This is a genomic window from Streptacidiphilus fuscans (assembly GCF_015690355.1).
GTDB lineage: Bacteria > Actinomycetota > Actinomycetes > Streptomycetales > Streptomycetaceae > Streptacidiphilus > Streptacidiphilus fuscans.
In genome coordinates this window covers 121,469-144,058 of the sequence record NZ_JADPRT010000004.1, presented here as the reverse complement: position 1 = coordinate 144,058, position 22,590 = coordinate 121,469, and the positions used below count along the sequence as shown (strand labels likewise).

The following is a 22,590-nucleotide window of genomic DNA, read 5'->3' as shown; positions in this document are numbered from 1 at the left end:
GGCCGCCGGGGCGACCACGGAAGGCACATGGCGACTGCGGGCGTAGCCTCGCGGCGCTAGGCATAATTATGCATGCCCCCGTATGAAATTCAAAGCCGCTGCGCAGTGATCCACTCCGCGATCTCCGCGACCACGCCGCCGTCGACGTGTCCGGGGACCGCGTAATCCGCGGGCGTGGCCGGGCCGTCCCCCATGAAGAAGAGGTGGTCGGCCCGCTCGTGGACGCTGACGGTCACCCCGGGCCGCCCGTCGAGACCGGCACGCCAGAGGGCGAGGTCGTCGGCGACCGTCACCTGGTAGTCGCGCCCACCCTGGAGCAGCAACGCGGGCATGTCCAGTGCCGCGAGGGTGGCGACGGGGTCGTAGCCGCGCAGATCGAGCCAGTACGCGCCGGAGAGGCCGAGCGGAAGTTCCGCGCCGGGGGTGTCGGCGGCCAGGTCGGGGCTGTCCACCCGGGCCGCCTGGCGCTCCAGCTCGGCGATGGCCGCCTCCGCCTCCGCCCCCAGCCCCGGGGTGAGCGCGGCGATGTGCCGGAAGACGCGCACCGCGGCGTGGTTCATCGGAGCCGCGTCGGCGGCGAACAGGACCAGCCCTGCCACGGAGGGCTCCGCGGCGGCGACACGCGGCGCGACCTTGCCTCCCGCGCTGTGGCCGAGCACGAAGACGCGCGCGGGATCGACTCCGGGGGCGCCCTGCAGCGCGCGGACGGCGGCGACGGCGTGCGGGACGTACTCGTCGGCCAGGGTGAATCCAGGGGTGGCGGCGACACGGTCGGCGTGGACACCGGTCACCTTGTCGAAGCGCAGCGACGCGACGCCGCGGCTCGCCAGCCCCCAGGCGAGGTCCTTGAGCGGCTTGAGCGGCCCGGCGGTCCCGTCCCGGTCGAAGGGCCCCGCGCCGGAGAGCAGCACCACGCCCGGCGCGGGCCCGGCAGTCGCGGCGGACGGGGCCGACGCGGCCGACGCGCTGGGCGCGGCCTCCGCGCCGACGCGCGGCAGCGTGAGGACTCCCGTCACGGGGCCGAGGCCGGCGTCGAGAACGACCTCGCGCTCCTCGAAGCGGCCCGGGTCGGCGTAGGCGGGCGCGGCCCACGCGGATCCGCCGCCGCCCGCGCCGTCGAGCCGCAGGCCCTGCAACGCGCCCTCGGCGTCGATGCCCATCAGCACCGTCAGCCCGCCGTGCCGACCGGTCAGCGGGACCCTGACGCGGACCAGGCCCGGTGCGATGTCCTCAGCCGTCGGCTCGCCGCGCCGCAGCTCCGCCCCGATCACGCCGATCTCGGTCTCCCACGCCTTGCGCAACCCGCCGGCGGGGAGAGCCACCCGCAGCCTCGGCGCGAACCGCGCCTCGATCGCGGCGAACTCGCCTCGCATCGCCAGGTCCACGACCGCCAGCCCGACGGCCATCGCTGCTTGCTGGGCCGCTTGCTGTGCTGTCTCCATAAGGTGCCCCCTTCGATTGTTCTCACCTTTGAGAAAGGTAGCACGCATGAGAGCATTCGACGATGGACTCCCTGGAACTCTTCGCGCACCCGGTCCGCCTGCGCATCATCCACGCCCTGCGCGGCGGACGGACGCTGACGACCAGTCAGCTGTGCGAGCGGATCCCCGACACCAGCAAGGCCACGGTCTACCGGCACGTGGACCAGCTCGCGGGCGCGGGCGTACTGGAGGTCGCCGAGGAGCGCCGCGTCCGCGGCGCGGTCGAACGCGGCTACCGCCTGCGCCAGGAGAAGGCCTCCGTGGACGCCGAGACCCTCGCGTCACTCACCGCGGACGACCACCGGCACGCGTTCACGGCGGCGATGGCGACCCTGATCGCCGAGTTCAGCGGCTACCTGGACCAGCCCGCCGCCGACCCCCTCGCCGACCTGGTCGGCTACCGCCAGCACGGGATCTGGCTGAGCCGGGAGGAACTGACCACGCTCATCGGCGCGCTGCAGCAGGCGATCGTGCCACTCCTCGCCAACGAGCCCACCCCGGAACGCGCCCGCTATCTGCTCAGCCCGATCCTCTTCCCGGTCGAGCAGCCCGAGAGCCCCAGTTAGGGCCTCGCCGAGCCCCGCTGGCCAGCGGCGGGGCTCGGCGTCGGACCGTCCGGCGGAGACGTCAGGCCAGCGCCCGGGCGAGGTCGTCGCAGAGGTCCTCGATGTCCTCCAGGCCGACGGAGAGGCGGAGTACCGACGCGTGCGGGCGGGCCTCCGGGGCGACCGGGCGGTGGGTGAGGGAGGCCGGGTGCTGGATCAGCGAGTCGACGCCGCCGAGTGAGACCGCGTGGGTGACCAGCTCGCAGCGCTCGGCCGCCGAGGCCGCCGCCGCGTAGCCGCCGCGTAGCGAGAAGGCCAGCACCGAGCCCGGCGCGGACATCTGGGTGCCGACCAGCCCCAGCGGGTCGCAGTCCGGGAGGCCGGGGTAGAAGACGCGCTCGACGGCGGGCTGCTCGGCCAGCCACAGGGCGAGCTTGCCCGCGCTGTCGCTCTGGTGGCGGACGCGCAGCGGCAGCGTCTGCAGGCCGCGGTGCAGCAGGTAGGAGGCGAGCGGGTGCAGGATCCCGCCGGTGACCGCGCGGACCGGGCGGAGCTTCTGGGCCCACTCCGCCGAGGTCGCCACCACGCCCGCCAGCACGTCGCCGTGGCCGCCGAGGTACTTGGTCGCACTGTGGACGACGAGGGTCGCGCCCAGCCGGATCGGCTGCTGGAGCACCGGGGTGGCGAAGGTGTTGTCGACCATCAGCGGCACATCGCCGCAGCGGGCCGCGAGCGCGGCCAGGTCGACGAGTTCGAGGGTCGGGTTGGCCGGCGTCTCGACGACGACCAGGCCGGTATCGGGCCGGATCGCGGCGTCGACCTCGTCGGCGTCGGCATAAGTGACCTCGGTGCCGAGCAGGCCGGTGGCGAGCAGGTGGTCCGTGCCGCCGTAGAGGGGACGGACGGCGACGACGTGCCCGCGGCCCTCGGCGCGCGCGGCCAGCAGGCAGGCGGTGATCGCGGCCATGCCGGAGCTGAACGCGACCGCCTGCTCGGCGCCCTCCAGCTCGGCCAGCGCCTCCTCGAACCGGCCGGTGGTCGGGTTCCAGAGTCTCTGGTAGACGGCGGTGCCTCCCTCCGGCAGCAGTCCGCCGGTGGCCAGCGCCTCGTAGCTGTCGCCGCCGATCTCGACGCTGGGCAGCGGGTTGGTGGAGGAGAGGTCGATCGACGGGACGTGCACGCCGAGGGCGCGCAGGTCGGCGCGTCCGGCGTGCACGGCCCGGGTGTCGGGGTGGCCGGCAGAGCGGGCGGCGGAGCGGGTGGGGAGGGGCGGCACGGGGGGCATGGGTGGGGACCTCCTCGTCCAGGCTGTGGGGTGGTCCCAGGGTGAAGATTCACCGAGTCCAAGGCCACTGTTCCGAAGGAAATTCGCAAGCAGCCGTGCACAGCATGTACTTGTTCGGCCGGGAGGGGCAGCATGGGCCGCATGCCGAAGAATCCGCAGCCCGAACTCGTCCCCGTCGACCGCGCGATCCTGCGGCTGCTGGCCGAGAACGCGCGGATGCCCAACAACGCGATCGCCGAGGAGGTCGGCATCGCCCCGTCGACCTGCCTGGCCCGGATCCGGGCGCTGCGTGAGCGCGGGGTCATCCGCGGCTACCACGCGGACGTGGACCCGGCGGCGCTCGGGCTCGGGATCCAGGCGATGATCTCGGTCCGGCTGCACGCGCACACCAAGGAGCGGATCTCCAGCTTCACCGCGGAGATCCCGCTGCTGCCCGGCGTGCTCACCGCCTTCCACCTGGCCGGTGCGGACGACTACCTGCTGCACGTGGCCGTCCCGGACACCGACGCGCTGCGCGACTTCGTGCTGGACCACCTGACGGCGCATCCGGCCGTCGCCCACACCGAGACCAGCCTGATCTTCGGCCATATGCGCGGCCATATGACCGCGTGACCGTCTGACCGTCTGAGACGGCGACATCCCGCGAGAATTTTTGGATCCCTATGGATCCAAAGTGCCCCATGCGAGACTGGCACGGGCCCGGAGCGCCGTCAATGGCTCCCGCAGATCCGAAGACAGATCCGAAGACCGAAGACCATCACCGTGACGCCCACGGAGCCGGGGAGGCCGTAGCCATGGGAACGGACCAACCGTCCGACGCGCTGGACACTCCGACCGCGTGGGAGCCGACGGAGGTCGAGCTCGGCCCCGCGGAGCAGCGTGCTCCCTCGCACGCCGTGGTCGCCGACGCGCTGCGGACGCGGATCACCCTCGGCGGGTTCGCGCCCGGCGCGCGGCTGCCCACCGAGCGGGACTTGGCCGCCGCGCTCGGCGTCGGTCGGAACACCGTCCGCCAGGCGCTGCGCCAACTGGCCGACGAGGGGCTGGTGGTGACCACGCCGGGACGCGCCGGCGGGACCCGGGTCCGCGCGGCGGAGGACGCCGAAGCGGCGCCGTCCGTCCAGGCCGAGGCCCTCGCCGAGCTGCGGGCCTCGCTGCGCGACTACATGGAGTACCGGGCCGCGATCGAACCACTGGCGGCCCGGCTCGCGGCCGAGCGGGGCCCGACCGCCGCCCGGCGGGCGCTGGTGCGCATGCTCGACGAGGAGGTCACCGACCTCGCCGGCTACCACCGGATGGACTCGCGGTTCCATCTGGCCGTCGCCGCGGCGGCGGGGAACGAGGTGCTGCGCGAGGCCGTGACCCGGGCCCGGACGGAGATGTTCGTCGGCGGCAACTCCCTCTGGTTGCAGACCGACTGGGGCGTGGTCTACCCCGAGGGCCGTGATCTCGCCCAGGTCTTCCGCGAGGAGCATCTGGCCACCGCGCTGGCCGTGCTCGCCGGGGACGGAGCCGCAGCAGAGGCGTCGATGCGACGCCATCTGCTGGAGAGCGCTGCCCAGTTCACGGCGCTGCTGGACCGCCTCACCCCGGGAGGCGGTTCCGGCACGGCTGCGGCGAGCGGCGGAGAACCCAATCTCGACGCAGGGGATTGACCCCGTCGAGCAGCCCCCTTAACCTCCCGGCATTGGGTCTGAGCCAGATCCAAAAGTGAGACCGGCACCGAACGGCTTTCCCGCGAAGGCTCCCCCAAGGGATCCCCGCACAGGGCACGCCCCGCTTCGGCCGCCGGTAGTTCCGCCGGGAGGACCGACCCTTTGCACGCCTTCGACCCCACCCTCACCGACACGATCGTCCGGCACCTGGTCGACCGCCTGAGTCTGGATCCGGCCCCGCTGGGCCGGATCGGCGCGGCGGCCGAGCTGGAGGTCCAGCTCAAGGGCGCGATCGGCGCCCGGGGCGCGGATCCGGCCGACGTCCTGCGCCGCTACACCGAGGCCGTCGAGCCGACCGTCGTCTCCTGCGACAGCCCGCGCTTCCTGGCCTTCATACCCGGCGCGCCGACCAAAGCCGCCGCCCTCTTCGACATGGTGGTCTCCGCCGCCTCCCTGCACGGCGTCTCCTGGCTGGAGGCGTCCGGGGCGATCGCCGCCGAGAACCAGGTGCTGCGGCTCCTGGCCGACCTGGCCGGACTGCCCGCGGAGGCGGGCGGCTGCTTCGTCAGCGGCGGCTCCGCGGGCAACCTGTCCGCGCTGGTCGTCGCCCGGGACACCGCGCGCCGCCGACTCGGCCTGGACCGCCGCGCGCCGCTGCGGATCGCGGTCAGCGACCAGACCCACTCCTCCGTCGCCAACACGCTCTCGATCATCGGCGTCGACCCGCTGGTGGTCCCCACCGAGGACCACCGGCTCACCGGCCGCGCGCTGGCGGCGGCCCTCGCCGAGGCCGAGCGCACCGCCGCAGCGGACGGTCGGGTGATCGGCGTGGTCGCCACCGCAGGAACCACCAACGCGGGCATCATCGACGACCTGGCGGGAATCGCGGACCAGGCCACGGCGCACGGGCTCTGGCTCCACGTCGACGCCGCGTACGGCGGCGCCGGGCTGTTCGCACCGGAGATCCGCGCGGCCATGACGGGCATCGAGCGCGCCGACTCCGTCGTCATCGACCCGCACAAGTGGCTCTTCGCGCCCTTCGACTGCGGCGCGCTGCTCTACCGCGACCCGCGCCTCGCCCGCGCCGTGCACACCCAGGACGCCTCCTACCTGGACGCGATCCACGGCGACGGCGCCGAGGACCACGACGAGTGGAACCCCAGCGACTACGCCTACCACCTCACCCGCCGCCCGCGCGGGCTGCCGCTCTGGTTCTCGCTCGCCGTCCACGGCACCGACGCCTACCGCGCGGCGGTGGAGCACGGGCTGCGGATCGCCCGGTTCACGGCCGAGTTGGTGCGGCGCACCGAGGGGCTGGAGCTGGTCCGCGAGCCGGAGCTCTCGGTCGTGGTGCTGCGCCGCGTCGGCTGGAGCGGCGACGACTACCGGGCCTGGTGCGACGACTTGATGCAGCGTCAGATCGCCTTCGTCGCACCGACCGTGTGGGAGGGCGAGACGGTCGCCCGGCTCGCCTACGTCCACCCCGACATCACCGAGCAGATGGTCGAGGAGATCATCGCCACCCTGGTCGCGCCCGCGCCCGCGCCCGCACTCGCGCCCGCCGCCGTCTCCGCCGCTGCCGCCGCCGAAGGTCGTGCATAGCAAAGAGGAGCACCACCATGAGCAGAACCTCCGCACCGTCCACTGGCTCCACGGATTCCGGGCAGGCCGACCCCGACGGCAGAGGCCACGGCCGAACGCTGCGGCGCGAGGTCGGGCTGATCGGCCTGTTGTGGGCCTCGGTTGGCTCGATCATCGGCTCGGGCTGGCTCTTCAGCGCGAAGAACGCGGTCACCGCCGCCGGTCCGGCGGCGCTGGTCGCCTGGGGCATCGGCGCCGTGGCGATGATCATCCTGGCCCTCGTCCACGCCGAACTCGGCGGCATGTTCCCCATATCCGGCGGCACGGCCCGCTATCCGCACCTGGCCTTCGGCGGCGCGGCCGGTGCGTCGTTCGGTTGGTTCGCCTGGCTCTCGGTGGCGACCACCGCGCCGATCGAGGTCATGGCGATGATCGGCTACGCGAACCACTACAGCTGGGCCAGGGGCTTCGAGAACAGCCAGGGCCTGCTGACCGCGTCCGGCCTGGTGGTCGCGGTGCTGCTGATGGCCGTCTTCTGCGGCATCAACCTGATGGGCATCAAGACGTTGGCCCGCGCCAACAACGCCGCGACCTGGTGGAAGGTCGGCGTGCCGATGCTGGTCGTGCTGCTGCTGGCGATCGCCGGCTTCCACCCCGCCAACTTCACGGCCGGCGGCGGGTTCGCGCCGTTCGGCGCCAAGGGCGTGCTGCTGGCCGTCCCGGGCAGCGGGATCATCTTCGCGCTGATGGGCTTCGAACAGGCCATCCAGATCGGCGGGGAGAGCAGGCGCCCCGGCAGGGACATCCCGCGTGCCGTGGTCGGCTCGATGGTGCTGGGCGTGCTGCTCTACGTCCTGCTCCAGATCGTCTACATCGGCGCGCTGCCGAGCGGCGCCATCCACCACTGGGCGGACCTGGCATACGCGGGGATCTCCGGGCCCTTCGCCGGTCTGGTCTCGGTGGTGGGCATGGGCTGGCTGGCCGCCGTCCTCTACCTCGACGCCGTCATCTCCCCCGCCGGGACCGGCCTGATCTACACCACCGCCGCCTCCCGGATCTCCTACGGGCTCAGCCGCAACGGCTATGTGCCGTCCGCCTTCGAGAAGTTGGACCGGCGTGGGGTGCCGTGGGTCGGCATCGTGGCGGCGTTCGTGGTCGGCTGCGTGGCCTTCCTGCCCTTCCCGAGCTGGAACTCGCTGGTCAACCTGGTGACGTCGGCGAGTGTGCTGATGTACGCGGGCGCGCCGCTGGCGTTCGGGGTGTTCCGGTCCCGACTGCCGCACCTGGCACGGCCGTTCAGGCTGAAGGCGGGCGGGGTGCTGGCCCCTGCGGCTTTCGTGGTGGCCAACCTGATCATCTTCTGGAGCGGCTGGGACACCGTCTGGAAGCTGGGCGTCGCCGTCGGCATCGGCTACGTGCTGCTCGCGCTCGCCCGGGTGCTGCACACCAATCCGGTCGAGGTGCGGCTGGACTTCCGCGCCGCGCAGTGGCTGCCGGTCTACCTGGTCGGCATGGGCCTGATCACCTGGGTCAGCGACTTCGGGCCCTGGGCCCACCCGTGGCTACCGTTCGGCTGGGACATGGTGGCGGTCGCGGTCTTCAGCGTCGCCGTCTACGCCTGGGCCGTCGCGGTGGCCCTGCCGGGTGAGCGGATCGAGGAACTCACCCGCGAGACGCAGGACTTGGCGGCGGAGACCCCCGCTGAATCCCCCACTGAGGCCCCCGCCTGAGACCCCCCGAAGTGCCTCTGGTGCCCTGACGCGAGCCAGGGCACCATGGCCGCGTGACGTCAACTCACGCTCCTGCCAACGGAATCCACGCCTCCGTCACTGCGGGCCCGCGCGGTCTGCCGCTGCTCGGCAACCTGCCCGCGTTCGCGCGGGACCCGCTCGCGTTCTTCTGCCACCTACGCGACGACTACGGCGACTGGGTCCCGTGGTCGCTGGGCCCGAAGCCCAGCCTGCTGGTCTCCCGGCCCGAGGACGTCGGCGAGTTGCTGGCCGGGGTCGAGGTCACCTTCAGCCCCGTCGACCTGGGCTGGGCGATGCACCAGGTGCTCGGCGAAGGCGTGGTGACCAGCACGGGCGCGGACTGGCGTCGCAAGCGCGCCCTGGTCCAGCCCTCCGTCCGCCCCCGTCAGGTGCGCAGCTACGCGGCGACCATGGTCGAGTGCGCGGACGCGACGGCGTCGTCCTGGACGGACGGTCAGGCCGTCGACGTGCAGCAGGAGATGACCCGGCTGACGCAACGGATCGCCGTGCGCACGCTGTTCGGCGTGGAGACCGCCGGACGCGAGGAGGTCGTCGCCGGCGCGATGGCGGTGGCACAGGAGGCGATCGGCGCGGAGCTGCGCGGCGTCACGGTCTTCCTGCCGTCGTGGGTCCCGACCCCGGGCCGACGGCGCCTGCGCGCGGCCGTGGCCCGGCTCGACGAGGAGATCCACCGCATCATCGACGAGCACCAGGCCGCGTCAGCAGCGGGCCGGGAACGCGACGACCTGCTCAGCCGCCTGCTCACCGCCCGGGACGAGCACGGCGCGCCCCTGTCGCAGCAGGAGCTGCGGGACGAGGCCGTCACCCTCTACATCGGCGGCCACGAGACCACGTCGACCACCCTGACCTGGGCCTGGCACCTCCTCTCCGGCTCCCCGGAGGCGCGTGCGCGCCTGGACGCGGAGCTGACCGAGGTGCTGGACGGGCGGCTGCCCGGCTTCGACGACTACGCCCGGCTGCCGTTCACCCAGGCGATCGTCAAGGAGTCACTGCGCCTCTACCCGCCGATCTGGCTGATCACGGCCGTCCCACGCCCCGGAGCGACGCTGGGCGGCCGTCCCGTCCCCGAGGGCACGACGGTCTGGGCGAGCCAGTGGTCCGTCCAGCGCGACCCCCGGAACTTCCCGCAGCCGGACGCGTTCCGCCCCGAACGCTGGGCCCCGGACGCCCCCGACGTCATCCCCGACCACGCCTGGTTCCCCTTCGGCGGCGGCCAACGCACGTGCCTCGGCGCGAGGTTCGCGCTGGTGGAGGCCGTGCTCGTGCTTGCCGTGCTGGCACGGAAGTGGCGCGTCGAGACCGAGCCGGGCGAGGTGAAGCCACACACGGGTCTGACCCTGCAACCGTCCCGTCCGATTCCTGCGACCGTTCGTGGCAACGCCTAAGGGGCGCGAGGCTCTGCTGATATGCGGCTCCGCCGCGTGGGCGCGACAAGCCACTGATGAGCAGATGATCCTCAACGCGCGGGGCCATCCGCACAGGGTGGTTGCTCGCGCAGTTCCCCGCGCCCCTCAGGTAAGCGCAACCTCCTCGTCCTGCAAATGGATCAGGACTGCGCAAGCCTGAGCAAATACTCCGCCAGGTCCGCCCCGCCTTGCGGGTCGCGGCTGATGACCAGGACCGTGTCGTCCCCCGCGATCGTGCCGATGATCTCCTCCACGCCCGACTGGTCGATCGAGGAGGCGAAGAACTGCGCCGCCCCCGGCGGCGTCCGCAGGACGACGAGGTTGCCCGAGGACGTCGCGGAGACGAGCAGCTCCGCGGCCAGCCGTGCCATCCGGCTCTCCGACGCGGACTCGCCCATCGGGGCGAGCGGAGTGCGGTCGCCGCCCTCCGCCGGGACGGCGTAGATGAGCGCGCCGTCGGAGTTGCGGATCTTGACCGCACCCAGTTCGTCCAGGTCGCGCGAGAGCGTCGCCTGAGTGACCAGCAACCCGTCGTCGGCGAGCAGCTTGGCCAGCTGGCTCTGGGAGCGGACGGGCTGACGGGTCAGCAGCTCCACGATCCGTCGGTGCCGCGCCGTGCGCGTCTGCGGCAGCTGCACCGCAGGTGCGTCGCGATGGGGTTCGGTCATGGAGCAATTGTTCCTTACTTGACGGAGCGGAGCACACCCGGGAGCACGGCCAGGAAGGCGTCGACGTCACGCTCGGTGAGGATCAGCGGCGGCGCGAGCCGGACCGTGTCGGGGGTGGCGGCGTTCACCAGGAAGCCCGCCCGCTGCAGTGCCGCCTGCACCTCGCCCGCCACCGGGCGGGTCAGCACGACGCCGAGCAGCAGTCCCGCGCCGCGGACGTGGTCGACCAAGGGGTCGCCCAGCGCCTCGACGCCGGTGCGGAGCCGCTCCCCCACCTTGGTGACCTGGTCGAGCAGGCCGTCGTACTCGATGGTGTCGAGCACCGCGTTGGCCGCCGCGCAGACGACCGGGTTGCCGGAGAAGGTGCTGCCGTGGTGGCCCGGCTGGAACAGCTGCGCCGCCTCGCCGAAGGCCAGCGTCGCGCCGATCGGCAGTCCGCCGCCGAGGCCCTTGGCCAGGGTGACCACGTCGGGGTCCACGCCCTCGAACGCCTGGTAGGCGAACCAGTGGCCGCAGCGGCCGATACCGGTCTGGATCTCGTCCAGGATCAGCAGCGTGCCGGTGGCCCGGGTGATCTCGCGGGCCGCGAGCAGGTAGTCGGCGGGCGGCACGACCACGCCGTTCTCGCCCTGGATCGGCTCCAGGAAGACGGCCGCGGTCTCCTCCGTCACCGCCGCCCGCAGCGCGTCCACGTCGCCGTAGGGGGCGTTGGTGACGTCGCCCGGCAGCGGGTGGAAGCCGTCCTGCTTCTTGGGCTGCGCGGTGAGCGAGAGCGCGCCCATGGTCCGGCCGTGGAAAGCGCCGGTCGCGGAGACCAGGTGCGTCCGGCCGGTGAGCCGGCTCAGCTTGAACGCGGCCTCGTTGGCCTCGGCGCCGGAGTTGGAGAAGTAGACCCGGGTGTCCTGACGACCACTCAGGGCGACCAGCCGCTCGGCCAGCCGGACCGTCGGCTCGGCGACGAAGAGGTTGGAGACGTGGCCCAGCGTGCCGACCTGCTGGGTGACCGCGGCGACGATCGCCGGGTGGGCGTGGCCCAGGGAGTTGACCGCGATGCCGCCGAGGAAGTCGGTGTAGCGCTTGCCGTCCGCGTCCCAGACGTGCACGCCCTCGCCGCGGACCAACGGGATCCGCGGGGTGCCGAAGTTGTCCATCAGCGCGTGCTGCCAACGGGCGGTCAGTTCCTCGTTCCCGGTGCCGGTCATGCCAGTCCTCCGTTCATGACGGTCTCGTCCGTCTCGGCGGCGTCCGGCACGACCATGGTGCCGATGCCCTCGTCGGTGAAGATCTCCAGCAGCAGGCTGTGCTGGACCCGGCCGTCCAGCACGCGCGCGGTGCCGACGCCCTCGCGGACCGCGCGCATGCAGCCCTCCATCTTCGGCAGCATGCCGCTGGCCAGCGTCGGCAGCAGCTTCTCCAGCTCGCTCACGGTGAGCAGGCTGATCACGTCGTCGGAGGCGGGCCAGTCGACGTAGAGGCCCTCGACATCGGTCAGCACGACGAGCATCTCCGCCTTGAGCGCCACGGCCATGGCGCTGGCGGCGGTGTCCGCGTTGACGTTGTAGACGTGGCCGTCCGCGCCGCGCGCCACCGAGGAGATGACCGGGATCCGGCCGTCGTCCAGCAGCGCCCGGACCGCGCCCACCTCGACATGGGCGATGTCCCCGACCAGGCCGATGTCGACCTGCTCGCCGTCCACGTCGGCGAACCGCTTGACCGCGGTCATGGTGTGGGCGTCCTCGCCGGTCATGCCGACGGCGAAGGGGCCGTGCGCGTTGAGCAGCCCCACCAGCTCGCGCTGGACCTGTCCGGCCAGGACCATCCGGACCACGTCCATGGTCTCCGGCGTGGTCACCCGCAGCCCGGCGGTGAAGGTGGACTCCAGCCCCAGCTTGGCGAGTTGGGCGCTGATCTGCGGTCCGCCGCCGTGCACGACGACCGGGCGCAGCCCGGCGTAGCGGAGGAAGACGACGTCCTGGGCGAAGGCCGCCTTGAGGGAGTCGTCGACCATGGCGTTGCCGCCGAACTTGATCACGACGGTCTTGCCGTGGAAGCGCTCCAGCCACGGCAGCGCTTCCACGAGCGTCATCGCCTTGGGCAACGCGGTGTTGTTGCGGGCCTGTTCGCCCTTGGGTGCGATCTGCACGACTGTTCTCAGTCCTCGCCTTGTCTGCGGTCGCTCAGCTGTCTGCGGTCGCTCAGCTGGAGTAGGCGCTGTTCTCGTGGACGTACTCGGCCGTCAGGTCGTTGGTCCAGACGGTGGCCGACTGGTCCCCGGCCTTGAGGTCGGCGGTGATGACGACCTCACGGTCCTTCATGCTCACCAGCTCGCGGTCCTCGCCGACGCCGCCGTCGCGGCAGACCCAGACGCCGTTGATGGCGACGTCGAGCTGGTCCGGCTCGAACGCTGCGGAGGTGGTCCCGATCGCGGAGAGCACGCGACCCCAGTTCGGGTCCTCGCCGTGGATCGCGCACTTGAGCAGGTTGTTGCGGGCGATGGAGCGGGCCACCTCGACGGCGTCGGCCTCGGTGGCGGCGTTGACGATGTCGATCCGGATGTCCTTGCTGGCGCCCTCGGCGTCGCCGATCAGCTGGCGGGCCAGATCGGCGCTGACCTCGCGCACGGCGGCGGCGAACTCGTCGGCGTCCGGGACGATGCCGCTGGCGCCGGAGGCGAGCAGCAGCACGGTGTCGTTGGTGGACATGCAGCCGTCGGAGTCGACCCGGTCGAAGGTCTTCGCCGTCGCGCCGCGCAGCACGGCGTCCAACTCCGGTGCCTCGACCAGGGCGTCGGTGGTGAGCACGACGAGCATGGTGGCCAGTCCGGGGGCGAGCATGCCCGCTCCCTTGGCCATGCCGCCGACGGTCCAGCCGGTGCCGTGGACGACGGCGGTCTTGTGGACGGTGTCGGTGGTCTTGATCGCGATCGCGGCCTGCTCGCCGCCGTCCTCGCTGAGCGAGGCGGCGGCCGTCTCGACTCCGGGCAGCAGCTTGTCCATCGGCAGCCGGACGCCGATCAGGCCGGTGGAGGCGACGGCGACCTCGCCCGCGTTAAGGCCCAGCACCTCGGCGACCTTCTCGGCGGTGGCGTGGGTGTCCTGGAACCCGAGCGGACCCGTACAGGCGTTGGCTCCACCGGAGTTGAGGATGACGGCGCTGATCGTGCCGCCCTTTGTGACCTGCTCCGACCAGTACACGGGAGCGGCCTTGACCCGGTTGGAGGTGAAGACGCCCGCGGCGGCGAGCGACGGGCCGTCGTTGACGACCAGCGCCAGGTCCGGCGCGCCGGAGGCCTTGATCCCGGCGGTGACGCCCGACGCGCGGAAACCGCGAGCCGCCGTGACGCCGATGCTTTCGTGGGTCACGTTCTGGCTCACGGTGCGACTCCTGTCTGCGGAAGGCCGAGCTCCTCGGGCAGGCCGAGGGCGATGTTCATGCTCTGGACTGCGCCGCCCGCGGTGCCCTTGACCAGGTTGTCGATGGCGGCGATGGCGATGATCCGGCCGACGTTCTCGTCGAACGCGACCTGGATCAGCGCGTTGTTGGACCCCTGGACGGAGGAGGTGGCGGGCCACTGCCCCTCCGGGAGCAGATGGACGAAGGGCTCCCCGTCGAGCGCCTCGGCGTAGGCGGCGCGGACCTGCGCGGCGGTGACGCCGGGCTTGGCCTTGACGTTGCAGGTGGCCAGGATGCCGCGCGACATCGGCGCGAGGGTGGGCGTGAAGGACACGGCCACGCGCTCACCCGCGACGGCGGAGAGGTTCTGCGTCATCTCGGGGGTGTGCCGGTGGACGCCGCCGACGCCGTAGGGGCTCATCGAGCCCATCACCTCGCTGCCGAGCAGGTGCGGCTTGGGCGCCTTACCCGCGCCGGACGTCCCGGACGCGGCGACGACCACGGCCTCCGGCTCGGCGATTCCGGCCGCGTAGGCGGGGAAGAGCGCGAGCGAGACGGAGGTGGGGTAGCAGCCGGGGACGGCGATCCGCTTGCTGCCCTCCAGGGCCTTGCGCCCGCCGGGCAGTTCGGGGAGGCCGTAGGGCCAGGTGCCGGCGTGCGGCGAGCCGTAGAAGTTCTCCCAGTCCTCGGCGCTGTGCAGCCGGAAGTCCGCGCCGCAGTCGACGACCAGCACGTCCGGGCCGAGCTGCTCGGCCACGGCGGCGGACTGGCCGTGCGGCAGCCCGAGGAAGACGACGTCGTGCCCGGCCAGCGTCTCCGGCGTGGTCGGCTCCAGCACCCTGTCGGCCAACGGCCACAGGTGCGGCTGCAGTTCACCGAGCGTCGCCCCGGCGTTGGACCCGCCGGTCAGCGCGCCGATCTCGATCGCGGGGTGAGCGAGCAACAGTCGCAGCACCTCGCCCCCGGCGTACCCGCTCGCGCCGGCTACCGCCGCGCGGAATGTCGCCTGGGATGCCATCAGCCTGCCTCCTCGAACCCGACCAGCTTCCGTCGGGATAACTATACGGAGGATGGCACATTCATGCAATGAAGGGCATGCATATACAGCGAGGTCGCCAGACGTGGCTCAAAGGGGGTGGACGGTCGTTGAGGTCGCGGCGAGGCAGCGGACGTCTTTCGACCGTCACCGACAGTGCTCACGCGTACGCAGCGAGCGGATCCTCCTCGCCGTAGGTGCGCAGGCGCAAGGTGCGGGCGTCGGACTCGCGGATCGTCTCCGCGTCGCGCAGCAGGTCCTCCAGGTTGTCCTGGCCGAGGTGCAGGAAGCGGCCGTGGAGCGGGTCGAAGCGGCCGCGGGCGGCGTCGACGACGGTGCTGACCAGGTACGGGATGCTGCCCCAGTGCACCATGCCGTCGAACATCGGCATGCTCGCCGTCATCTCGGTGGCCACCGCGCCGGGTGAGATGTCCAACACCGTCACGCCGTGCGGGCGCAGCGACTCCGCGATGTTGTCGCTCAGCCGCAGCAGGGCCGCCTTGGAGGTGGCGTACGCGGTGTAGCGGCCGTCGGGGCGCAGCGCGAAACCGGAGTTGAGGTTGACCACCCGGCCTCTTCCGCGCTGGACCATGCCGGGCAGTACGGAGCGGAGCAGGTTGAACGGGCCGCGCAGGTTGGTCTCCATCACCTGCCACCACTGGGTCTGGTCCGCCTCCCAGAGCGGCACCTCGGCGCGGTCGACCTGGCCCGCGTTGTTGACCAGCAGGTCGATCCGGCCCAGGTCGCGCTGCATGCTGGTGACCGCGGACTTGACCTGCCCGGGGTGGGAGACGTCCGCGGCGAGTGCGATGCATTTCACGCCGTGGCGGGCGCAGAGCCGCAGCGTCTCGGTCAAGCTGTCCCGATGGCGTCCGAGCAGGCCGAGGTTCATGCCCTCCTCGGCGAGCCCGAGCGCGATCTCCCGTCCGATCCCGCGTCCCGCACCGGTGACCAGCGCCGACTGTCCCTGAAGGCTCCGGAGTCCCATGGCGGCTCCCTCCCGTCCGTCGTGTCCGTCGTATCCGTAATCAGGTTGTTCGATCAGCCCATCCTGAGGCGGTCCCGGCCCTACCGGCGGCGGACACGCGGAGGGGACAGGAGGTAACGTCGGGCCGTTGCGTGGATTGCACCGACGAACCGACTAACTGAGGAAGCCACGAGTGAGCGACATCGCGCGTGTAGGAGTGGTGGGCTGCGGCCTGATGGGGTCCGGGATCGCGGAGGTGTTCGCCCGTTCCGGCCTGGACGTCAAGGTCTCCGAGGCCAACGGTGAGGCGCTGGAGCTGGGCCGCACCCGGATCACCACCTCCTTCGACACCGCCGTCAAGCGCGGCAAGCTCACCCAGGAGGAGCGCGACACCGCGCTGGCGCGCATCTCCTTCACCACCGACCTCGCCGAGTTCGCCGACCGCGACCTCACCGTCGAGGCCGTCGCGGAGCGCGAGGACATCAAGATCGCCATCTTCGAGACCCTGGACCGGGTCGTCGAGCGCCGCGACGCGATCCTCGCCTCGAACACCTCGTCGATCCCGATCGTCAAGCTGGCCTCCGCAACCAGCCGCCCGGAGCAGGTCCTGGGCGTGCACTTCTTCAACCCCGCGCCGGTCCAGAAGCTGGTCGAGATCATCCCGACGCTGACCACCTCGGCCGAGACCGTGGCCCGCGCCGAGGCCTTCACCCGCGACGCCCTCGGCAAGGAGCCGATCCGCGCCCGCGACCGCGCGGGCTTCGTGGTCAACGCGCTGCTGGTGCCCTACCTGCTGTCCGCCGTCCGCATGTTCGAGTCCGGCATCGCCACCGCCGAGGACATCGACAAGGGCATGGAGGCCGGCTGCGCCCACCCGATGGGCCCGCTGCGCCTGTGCGACCTGATCGGCCTGGACACCATCGTCTCCATCGCCGAGTCGATGTACGACGAGTTCAAGGAGCCGCTGTACGCGGCCCCGCCGCTGCTCCAGCGCATGGTCGACGCGGGCCTGCTGGGCCGCAAGTCCGGCCGCGGCTTCTACCAGTACTGACAGTTGTGAGCCGTCCTCCCCGGCCACGGCCGGCCGGGGAGGGTGTGCGGACGGCGGAAACTGACGGAGTATCGTCGCTGCCATGGCTTCGACGATCCGGATCGTGTCCCGCTCCTCCCCCATGGCCCTCGCCCAGGTCGAGCGGGTCCGTGGGCTCCTGCACCGAGAGCATCCGGGCCTGGTGACGCAGGTCGTTCCCGTCACCACCAGCGGCGACCGCTGGCAGGGCGCGCTGTCGCAGCTCGGCGGCAAGGGCGCGTTCACCAAGGAGGTCGACGCCGCCCTGCTCTCCGGCGAGGCGGACCTGGCCGTCCACTGCCTCAAGGACATGCCCGGCGACCGGCCGCTGCCCGAGGGCACCACCGTGGCCGCCTATCTGGAGCGTGACGACATCCGCGACGCCGTCGTCCTGCCCGAGGGGCACACCCCGCTCACCCTCGACGAGCTGCCGCACGGCGCCAAGGTCGGCACCAGCTCGGTCCGCCGGGTCGCCCAACTCGCCGACTCCCACCCGTGGCTGGAGTGCACGCCGATCCGCGGCAACGCCAACTCCCGCCTGGCCAAGCTGGACGCGGGCGAGTTCGACGCGCTGATCCTCGCCGTCTCCGGTCTGCACCGGATCGGGCTGGAGGAGCGCATCAGCCAGATCCTCGACGTGGACGCCATGTGCCCGCCGATCGGCGCGGGCATCCTCGCCCTGCAGTGCCGCGTCGACGACACCGACACCATCGACGCCATCGGGCCGCTCAACCACGTCCCGACCTGGCGCGAGGCCCACGCGGAGCGGATGATGCTGCACGCGCTCCAGGGCCACTGCAACTCCCCGATCGCGGGCTACGCCGCCTGCGCCGCCGACGGCAGCCTCTCGCTGCGCGCCAAGGTCTTCACCCCGGACGGCAAGAAGGTCGTCAACGCCCACGAGTGGGCGGGCGCGCTCACCCCGGACGAGCTGGGCATGGCCACCGCCCTCGCCCTGCTCCGCCAGGGCGCCCGCGAGCTGATCGACCAGATCCCGCACTGAGCGGCGGCGTTCAGTCCGCGGGCGGGACGCGTCACCCGGCCTTCGTCACGCGGAGGTTGCTCAGTTCGACGAGGTTGCCGTCGGGGTCGCGCACGTAGACGCTCTCGATCGGCCCGGTCGCGCCGGTGCGCTCGACCGGGCCCTGTTCGACCGGGACGCCCTGCGCGGCGAGCTCGGCGAGGACCTGGTCGAGCGGCTCGCCGACGATGAAGCAGAGGTCGGCGCTGCCAGATGTCGGGCGGGCGGCCTTCGGCTCGAACTCCGCGCCCGCCTGGTGCAGGTTGATCTTGCTGCTGCCGAAGACCAGCGCGCGGCGGCCCTCGCGGAAGGTCACCTCCGCCATGCCGAGGACGCGCGTGTAGAAGTCGACAGTGGCGTCGATGTCCTGCACGGTGAGCACGAGGTGGTCGAGTCGGTCGATGCGCATGGGTTCCCTTGTGGCGACTGCGGCTGGTGGGGTGGTGCCGTCCCTGTCCTGCCCGCTCGGCGCCGCCTCCGAACCAGGCCACCGGGAGCCTGAAAACCGTTCGCCGCGCGAATTCCCCGTCCGTAGAGTCGATATCAGCACCGCAGCAGCGGCCCGTCACCGGGCGGCCTCTCGGATGTCATGGCGTCGTACCCCAACGGCAGAGGGATCCGGTTCAGGACCGGAACAGTGTGCGTTCGAATCGCACCGACGCTACGCACGACAGCCCGCCGACACGGTGGCAAGGCAGCACGGCGCTGTGGCCCAACGGAAGAGGCAGCGGTCTGAGGGACCGCACGGTGCAGGTTCGAATCCTGTCAGCGTCACCAGCGCGTGGGGTCCGGGGGTACGACGAGCCCCCGGGCCCCACGCGCGTCGCCCGCCGTGGGCCGACCCGGGCGTCAACCGGCGGCCGTCAACGGCAGACGCGGGCCCAGCACTGGACCATGGTGAACGACGTGCCCCATCGCTCCGGATCGGCCAACTCCCCCGTCGCAGCGGCGATCAGCGCGTCGAGCGCCTCCTCGTCGACGGAGGCGAGCAGCCGGGGACGGAGCGTCTCCGCGAGCTGGAGCGGCGACCTCAGGTACGGGTGACCCGGTTCGAGGGCCAGGACCTCGGTGCGCAGATGCGGGGTGAGGCCCAGCCTCCGGAACAGGGCGGGGAGTTGACGTCCCGCGTCCAGATCGCCGCCCGTCGCCGCCGCGGCTTCACGGACCAGGCCGATCAACCGCTCCGCTGCCGGGGCCGGAGTCGGGGCGTTGAAGCGCCAGGAGCAGGTGTCGGGCTCCTCCAGCACCAACACGCCGCCCGGCGCCACCAGCCCCAGGAGGCCGGCCAGTTGTTCCTCCGCGCGGCCGAGCGAGGCGAGCGCCAACCGCGCGTGGACGAGGTCGAAGCCGCGCGGCTCCAGCTCCGAGGCGAACGGATCGTCCACAATCAGGCGGACGTTGACCAGGCTCTCCTCCTCGACCAGGCCGGCCGCATGCTCCAGCCGCCTCCGGTCGGCGTCCGCCCCGAGCACCGCGCCGGACTCACCGGTCCAGTCGCTGAGCAGCCGCAGCCAGCCGAGGCTGCCGCAGCCGACGTCGAGCGCGCGCCTGCCGCGCCCGTCCCCGATCAGCTCCAGCAGCCGCCTTCCGGCGGGCTCCCAGACGGTCGACTCCAGCCGGATCCGCTCCAGTTCTGCTTCTTGACCTGTCGTCAGATACTGATGCCAGCCGAGCAACGCGTGTCCCCCCTCCACCTCAACGTCGAGAACGGCCACCGAATCCGAGGCCCATCGCCAGCCCGAAGAGCAGTGCCAGCACGAGTCCGGCGATGAACGCGTCCAGCGTGCTGACCGTGCCAATGCCGTGGTTGAGCACGGTGACGTGGTACTTGGGACTGTCACCTCTGTTGTCCGCGATCAGCAACCCTGCGAACGCCGCAGCAGCGGCGGCGATGATCAGTCGTATCGCCTTCATGTACCGAGCACCCCTCACGTGAGCCGAACGTTCGCACTCCCGTACGCATACGCATACGGGAAGTGATCCTTGGTCAAGAGTGGTGCCTGAGCGCCCGCTAGGCCAGAGGCCGACAGGACGCGGCCAGCCGGGTCAGCCCGAGGACGGCGTCGACGGAGGGCGTCGGCACGCCCACGACCAGCCCGATCTCCCGTACCGCGCCCACCAGCGCGTCGAGTTCGAGCGGGCGACCGGCCTCCATGTCCTGCAGCATCGAGGTGCGGAAGGCGCCAAGCTTGCGGGTGACCACGGTCCGGTCGGCGGGCGTCTCAGCGATCGGGCAGCCGATCCTCGCGCCGATCTCGGCGGCCTCGCGCATCGCCGCATGGCAGAAGGCGAGCACGAGTTCGTCGTCGAGGATCCGGTCGGCGGTGGCGCGGGTGAGGGCGGAGACCGGGTTGGTGGTCATGTTGCCCCAGAGCTTGTACCAGACGTCGGTGTGGATCGACGACGACGCGGTGGCGTCCAGCCCGGCCGCGCGGAACAGGTCGACCAGCTGCCGCAGCCGCTCGGAGTCGCGGTGGTCCGGCTCGCCCAGGATCAGCCCGGTCCCGGCGACATGGCGAACCAGGCCCGGTTCGGGCGTCGCGCAGCTCATGTGCACGACGCTGCCGACGACATGACGCGTCGGGATCGCCGCGGCGACCGCGCCGCCCGGATCGACGCTCTCCAACTGCCGCCCCTCGCACGGGCCGCCGAAGCCGTCGAAGAACCACCACGGCACCCCGTTCAGCGCCGGGACGACGACCGTCTCGCGGCCGAGCAAGGGAGTGATCGCCGGAAGAACCGCCGGAAGCGACTGCGCCTTCACCGCGACCAGCACCACGTCCTGCGTCCCCAGCGCGGCGGCCTCGCCGGGATCGACGGCGTGCACGGGAGCGGTCAGCAGGCCGTCCCGGTGCTCGACCCGCCAGCCATGCTGCCGCAGCGCGGCGAGCGTCCCACCCCGCGCGACGGCGTTGACCGGCACGCCCGAGGCGGCGACCCGCGCGCCGACGAACCCGCCTATCGCACCTGCCCCGACCACCGTGATCCGCATGGGCTGAACCTACCCAATACCGCGCGCGTAGTGCCTGGCAAAGCACACATCGATCGGATCGATCCGATCGAGCGATCAGATGGCTCGTCCGAGGGAGCGGGCCAGGCTGCGGCGCGGCCTCAGCGCACGTGCTGGAGCCAGGCGGGCCGTCCGGCCAGTGTCTCGCGGCGCTTGGCCTCCTCGCGGTCCGCGAGTTCCTGCGGAGTCGCGAAGCAGCGCGGGATCCACTCGTCCGAGCGCGCCACGCGCCCGGCGAGGTGGGCGACGTAGGCGTCGCGCAGCGCGTCCGGCGTCGCCAGGCCGAGCTCGGGGTCGAGTTCGGGCTCCATCCACGCGTCCGGGACCTCGGCCAGCACCTCGCGCAGCAGCGCCTCCGTGACCAGCGGCGCGAGCGCGGCGTCGGCGGCCAGGACGTCGGGGGCGTAGCCGCCGAGCGCGTGCGCGGACATGTCGTAGGCCTTCGCCACGCCGTCCTCGGCGGTCTCCCAGCGGTGGTGGAAGATCAGCCCGGCGCCGTGGTCGATCAGCCAGAGCCGGCGGTGCCAGACCATCAGGTTGGGGTTGCGGACGGTCCGGTCGACATTGCCCACCAGGGCGTCGAACCAGACCACACGACCGGCCTCCTCGGCGGAGACGTCGACCCCGGCGTCGGTCCCGTCCCGGCCGGGCCGGAAGTCCCGCGCGCCGGGCAGGTAGTCGAGCCCGAGGTTGAGCCCCTCGCTGGCCCGGTGCAGGTCCTGCACCTCCTGGTCCGGCTCGGCGGCGGAGACGGCCGGATCGAACCGCACCAGCACCAGCTCCGGCACCCGCAGGCCGAGCCTGCGGCCCAGCTCCCCCACGATCACCTCGGCGACCAGCGCCTTCCGCCCCTGCGCGGCGGCGTGGAACTTCACCACATAGGTGCCGCAGTCGTCCGTCTCGACGATCGCGGGCAGCGAACCGCCCGCACGCAGCGGGGCGACATAGCCGAGCGCCGTGACCTCGGCGAGCCCACCGTGTCCGGTCACCGTCGCTTCCGCCCTTCGTCGTCGCCCTGCTCGTCCAGTGAACCACCCGCCGCCCTCCCGGGCTGCGGCCGCCCACCCCCGCCGAGCGCGCCGAGCAGCGCGGACAGCGTGGCCACCTCGGCGGTGGAACAGTTCGGCGTGAACCAGTCGGCGGCGACCTCCTCCGCGCTCACGGTCATCTCGACAAGCAGCGCGCGCCCGGTCTCGGTCAGCGCGGCGTACGCGACCCGGGCGTCGCGCGGGTCCTTCTCCCGGTCCACCAACCCGATCCGCTCCAGGGGCCCGAGGCCCCTCGTCACCCCTGACGCCGTCAGCCCCAACGCCTCGGCGAGGTCCACACGGCGCAGGCGCGCGTTCGGCGCGGCACCGAGGTGCAGCAGGATCTGGAAGTCGGCGTAGCTGACACCGTGCCGGTTGGCAAGGGCCGCGTCGAGCTGCTTGGCCATGGCGTTGTGCGCGCGGGTGAGGCGGAGCGCGGTGTCGAGCGAGTCAGTCGCCGGGCGGACGGGCATGCGCCCACGCTAGCAGATACTTGAGCACTCAAGGATCATTTAACTACTGGGGACGTTGCACTATTCAGGGGCGCGGGGAACTGCGCGAGCAACCACCCAGTGCAGATGGCCCTGCACGTTCGGCCTGCTACCTGTGCGGGTGGCTTGTCGCGCAGTTCCCCGCGCCCCGGGCAGGCAAAGTGCAACGAAAGGCCCGCCCC

Annotated in this window: 22 protein-coding genes and 2 tRNA genes; 10 read left to right on the top strand and 14 right to left on the bottom strand. The window is 72.1% G+C overall.

The genetic code is table 11. The annotated features are described in order from the left end of the window. Positions 1-89: 89 nt before the first annotated feature. Positions 90-1,442 (bottom strand): alpha/beta hydrolase family protein, encoded by a 1,353-nt coding sequence (locus I2501_RS11255; protein ID WP_236046146.1) that lies wholly within the window; start codon positions 1,440-1,442, stop codon positions 90-92. Between the two features lie 62 nt (positions 1,443-1,504). Here I2501_RS11255 and I2501_RS11250 point away from each other — a divergent pair, with 62 nt between their 5' ends. After that, positions 1,505-2,047 carry a helix-turn-helix domain-containing protein gene (locus tag I2501_RS11250; protein ID WP_196193779.1) on the top strand — a complete coding sequence of 181 codons (543 nt, stop codon included), beginning with the start codon at positions 1,505-1,507 and terminating at the stop codon, positions 2,045-2,047. Positions 2,048-2,108: 61 nt separating this feature from the next. Here the strand turns inward: I2501_RS11250 and I2501_RS11245 are convergent, their stop codons facing one another. After that, entirely contained in the window at positions 2,109-3,311 is a 1,203-nt protein-coding gene (locus I2501_RS11245) for a trans-sulfuration enzyme family protein (protein WP_196193778.1), read from the bottom strand. 141 nt (positions 3,312-3,452) lie between these two features. Between I2501_RS11245 and I2501_RS11240 the strand changes: the two genes are divergently transcribed. The 5 genes from I2501_RS11240 to I2501_RS11220 all read left to right on the top strand — a co-directional run bounded on the left by I2501_RS11240 (position 3,453) and on the right by I2501_RS11220 (position 9,704). Continuing rightward, positions 3,453-3,923 carry an Lrp/AsnC family transcriptional regulator gene (locus I2501_RS11240; RefSeq protein WP_196193777.1) on the top strand — a complete coding sequence of 157 codons (471 nt, stop codon included), beginning with the start codon at positions 3,453-3,455 and terminating at the stop codon, positions 3,921-3,923. 182 nt (positions 3,924-4,105) lie between these two features. Beyond that, complete coding sequence (locus tag I2501_RS11235; protein WP_196193776.1) at positions 4,106-4,966, top strand: FadR/GntR family transcriptional regulator; 861 nt, start codon at positions 4,106-4,108, stop codon at positions 4,964-4,966. 162 nt (positions 4,967-5,128) lie between these two features. Further along, entirely contained in the window at positions 5,129-6,568 is a 1,440-nt protein-coding gene (locus I2501_RS11230; protein ID WP_196193775.1) for a pyridoxal phosphate-dependent decarboxylase family protein, read from the top strand. A 17-nt stretch (positions 6,569-6,585) separates the two neighbouring features. Then, positions 6,586-8,277, top strand: coding sequence for an APC family permease (locus tag I2501_RS11225; RefSeq protein ID WP_196193774.1), 1,692 nt, complete (start codon positions 6,586-6,588; stop codon positions 8,275-8,277). 53 nt (positions 8,278-8,330) lie between these two features. Further along, entirely contained in the window at positions 8,331-9,704 is a 1,374-nt protein-coding gene (locus tag I2501_RS11220) for a cytochrome P450 (protein WP_196193773.1), read from the top strand. 161 nt (positions 9,705-9,865) lie between these two features. Here the strand turns inward: I2501_RS11220 and I2501_RS11215 are convergent, their stop codons facing one another. The 6 genes from I2501_RS11215 to I2501_RS11190 form a co-directional block, all read right to left on the bottom strand. Further along, entirely contained in the window at positions 9,866-10,393 is a 528-nt protein-coding gene (locus tag I2501_RS11215; RefSeq protein ID WP_196193772.1) for an arginine repressor, read from the bottom strand. Positions 10,394-10,407: 14 nt separating this feature from the next. Next, positions 10,408-11,595 (bottom strand): acetylornithine transaminase, encoded by a 1,188-nt coding sequence (locus I2501_RS11210; RefSeq protein ID WP_196193771.1) that lies wholly within the window; start codon positions 11,593-11,595, stop codon positions 10,408-10,410. After that, on the bottom strand, positions 11,592-12,479 hold the full coding sequence (gene argB, locus I2501_RS11205; RefSeq protein ID WP_196194124.1) for an acetylglutamate kinase: 888 nt from the start codon (positions 12,477-12,479) through the stop codon (positions 11,592-11,594). The genes I2501_RS11210 and argB overlap by 4 nt, the downstream gene beginning before the upstream one ends. Before the next feature lie 109 nt (positions 12,480-12,588). Further along, on the bottom strand, positions 12,589-13,740 hold the full coding sequence (gene argJ, locus I2501_RS11200) for a bifunctional glutamate N-acetyltransferase/amino-acid acetyltransferase ArgJ (protein ID WP_196194123.1): 1,152 nt from the start codon (positions 13,738-13,740) through the stop codon (positions 12,589-12,591). Positions 13,741-13,763: 23 nt separating this feature from the next. After that, complete coding sequence (gene argC / locus I2501_RS11195; protein ID WP_196193770.1) at positions 13,764-14,804, bottom strand: N-acetyl-gamma-glutamyl-phosphate reductase; 1,041 nt, start codon at positions 14,802-14,804, stop codon at positions 13,764-13,766. A gap of 178 nt (positions 14,805-14,982) precedes the next feature. Continuing rightward, positions 14,983-15,810, bottom strand: coding sequence for an SDR family NAD(P)-dependent oxidoreductase (locus I2501_RS11190; protein ID WP_196193769.1), 828 nt, complete (start codon positions 15,808-15,810; stop codon positions 14,983-14,985). A gap of 172 nt (positions 15,811-15,982) precedes the next feature. Between I2501_RS11190 and I2501_RS11185 the strand changes: the two genes are divergently transcribed. Both I2501_RS11185 and hemC read left to right on the top strand, forming a co-directional pair. Beyond that, on the top strand, positions 15,983-16,840 hold the full coding sequence (locus I2501_RS11185; protein WP_196193768.1) for a 3-hydroxybutyryl-CoA dehydrogenase: 858 nt from the start codon (positions 15,983-15,985) through the stop codon (positions 16,838-16,840). Positions 16,841-16,922: 82 nt separating this feature from the next. Beyond that, positions 16,923-17,861: a hydroxymethylbilane synthase gene (hemC, locus tag I2501_RS11180; protein ID WP_196193767.1), complete on the top strand. Its 939-nt coding sequence runs from the start codon at positions 16,923-16,925 to the stop codon at positions 17,859-17,861. A gap of 31 nt (positions 17,862-17,892) precedes the next feature. Here the strand turns inward: hemC and I2501_RS11175 are convergent, their stop codons facing one another. Next, a complete protein-coding gene (locus I2501_RS11175; protein ID WP_196193766.1) occupies positions 17,893-18,288 on the bottom strand; it encodes a VOC family protein in 396 nt (131 codons plus the stop codon). A gap of 182 nt (positions 18,289-18,470) precedes the next feature. Between I2501_RS11175 and I2501_RS11170 the strand changes: the two genes are divergently transcribed. Both I2501_RS11170 and I2501_RS11165 read left to right on the top strand, forming a co-directional pair. After that, positions 18,471-18,543, top strand: a tRNA-Leu gene (locus I2501_RS11170). Between the two features lie 37 nt (positions 18,544-18,580). Beyond that, positions 18,581-18,656: transfer RNA gene (locus I2501_RS11165), tRNA-Leu, on the top strand. An 86-nt stretch (positions 18,657-18,742) separates the two neighbouring features. Here the strand turns inward: I2501_RS11165 and I2501_RS11160 are convergent. The 5 genes from I2501_RS11160 to I2501_RS11140 form a co-directional block, all read right to left on the bottom strand. Further along, on the bottom strand, positions 18,743-19,555 hold the full coding sequence (locus I2501_RS11160; RefSeq protein WP_196193765.1) for a class I SAM-dependent methyltransferase: 813 nt from the start codon (positions 19,553-19,555) through the stop codon (positions 18,743-18,745). A 19-nt stretch (positions 19,556-19,574) separates the two neighbouring features. Then, positions 19,575-19,793, bottom strand: coding sequence for a hypothetical protein (locus I2501_RS11155; RefSeq protein ID WP_196193764.1), 219 nt, complete (start codon positions 19,791-19,793; stop codon positions 19,575-19,577). A gap of 97 nt (positions 19,794-19,890) precedes the next feature. Further along, positions 19,891-20,871: a 2-dehydropantoate 2-reductase gene (locus tag I2501_RS11150; RefSeq protein ID WP_196193763.1), complete on the bottom strand. Its 981-nt coding sequence runs from the start codon at positions 20,869-20,871 to the stop codon at positions 19,891-19,893. Between the two features lie 119 nt (positions 20,872-20,990). Further along, positions 20,991-21,878, bottom strand: a complete 888-nt coding sequence (locus I2501_RS11145) for a HipA family kinase (protein ID WP_196193762.1) — start codon at positions 21,876-21,878, stop codon at positions 20,991-20,993. Then, entirely contained in the window at positions 21,875-22,390 is a 516-nt protein-coding gene (locus tag I2501_RS11140; RefSeq protein WP_196193761.1) for a MarR family winged helix-turn-helix transcriptional regulator, read from the bottom strand. The genes I2501_RS11145 and I2501_RS11140 overlap by 4 nt, the downstream gene beginning before the upstream one ends. Between the last annotated feature and the right edge of the window lie 200 nt (positions 22,391-22,590).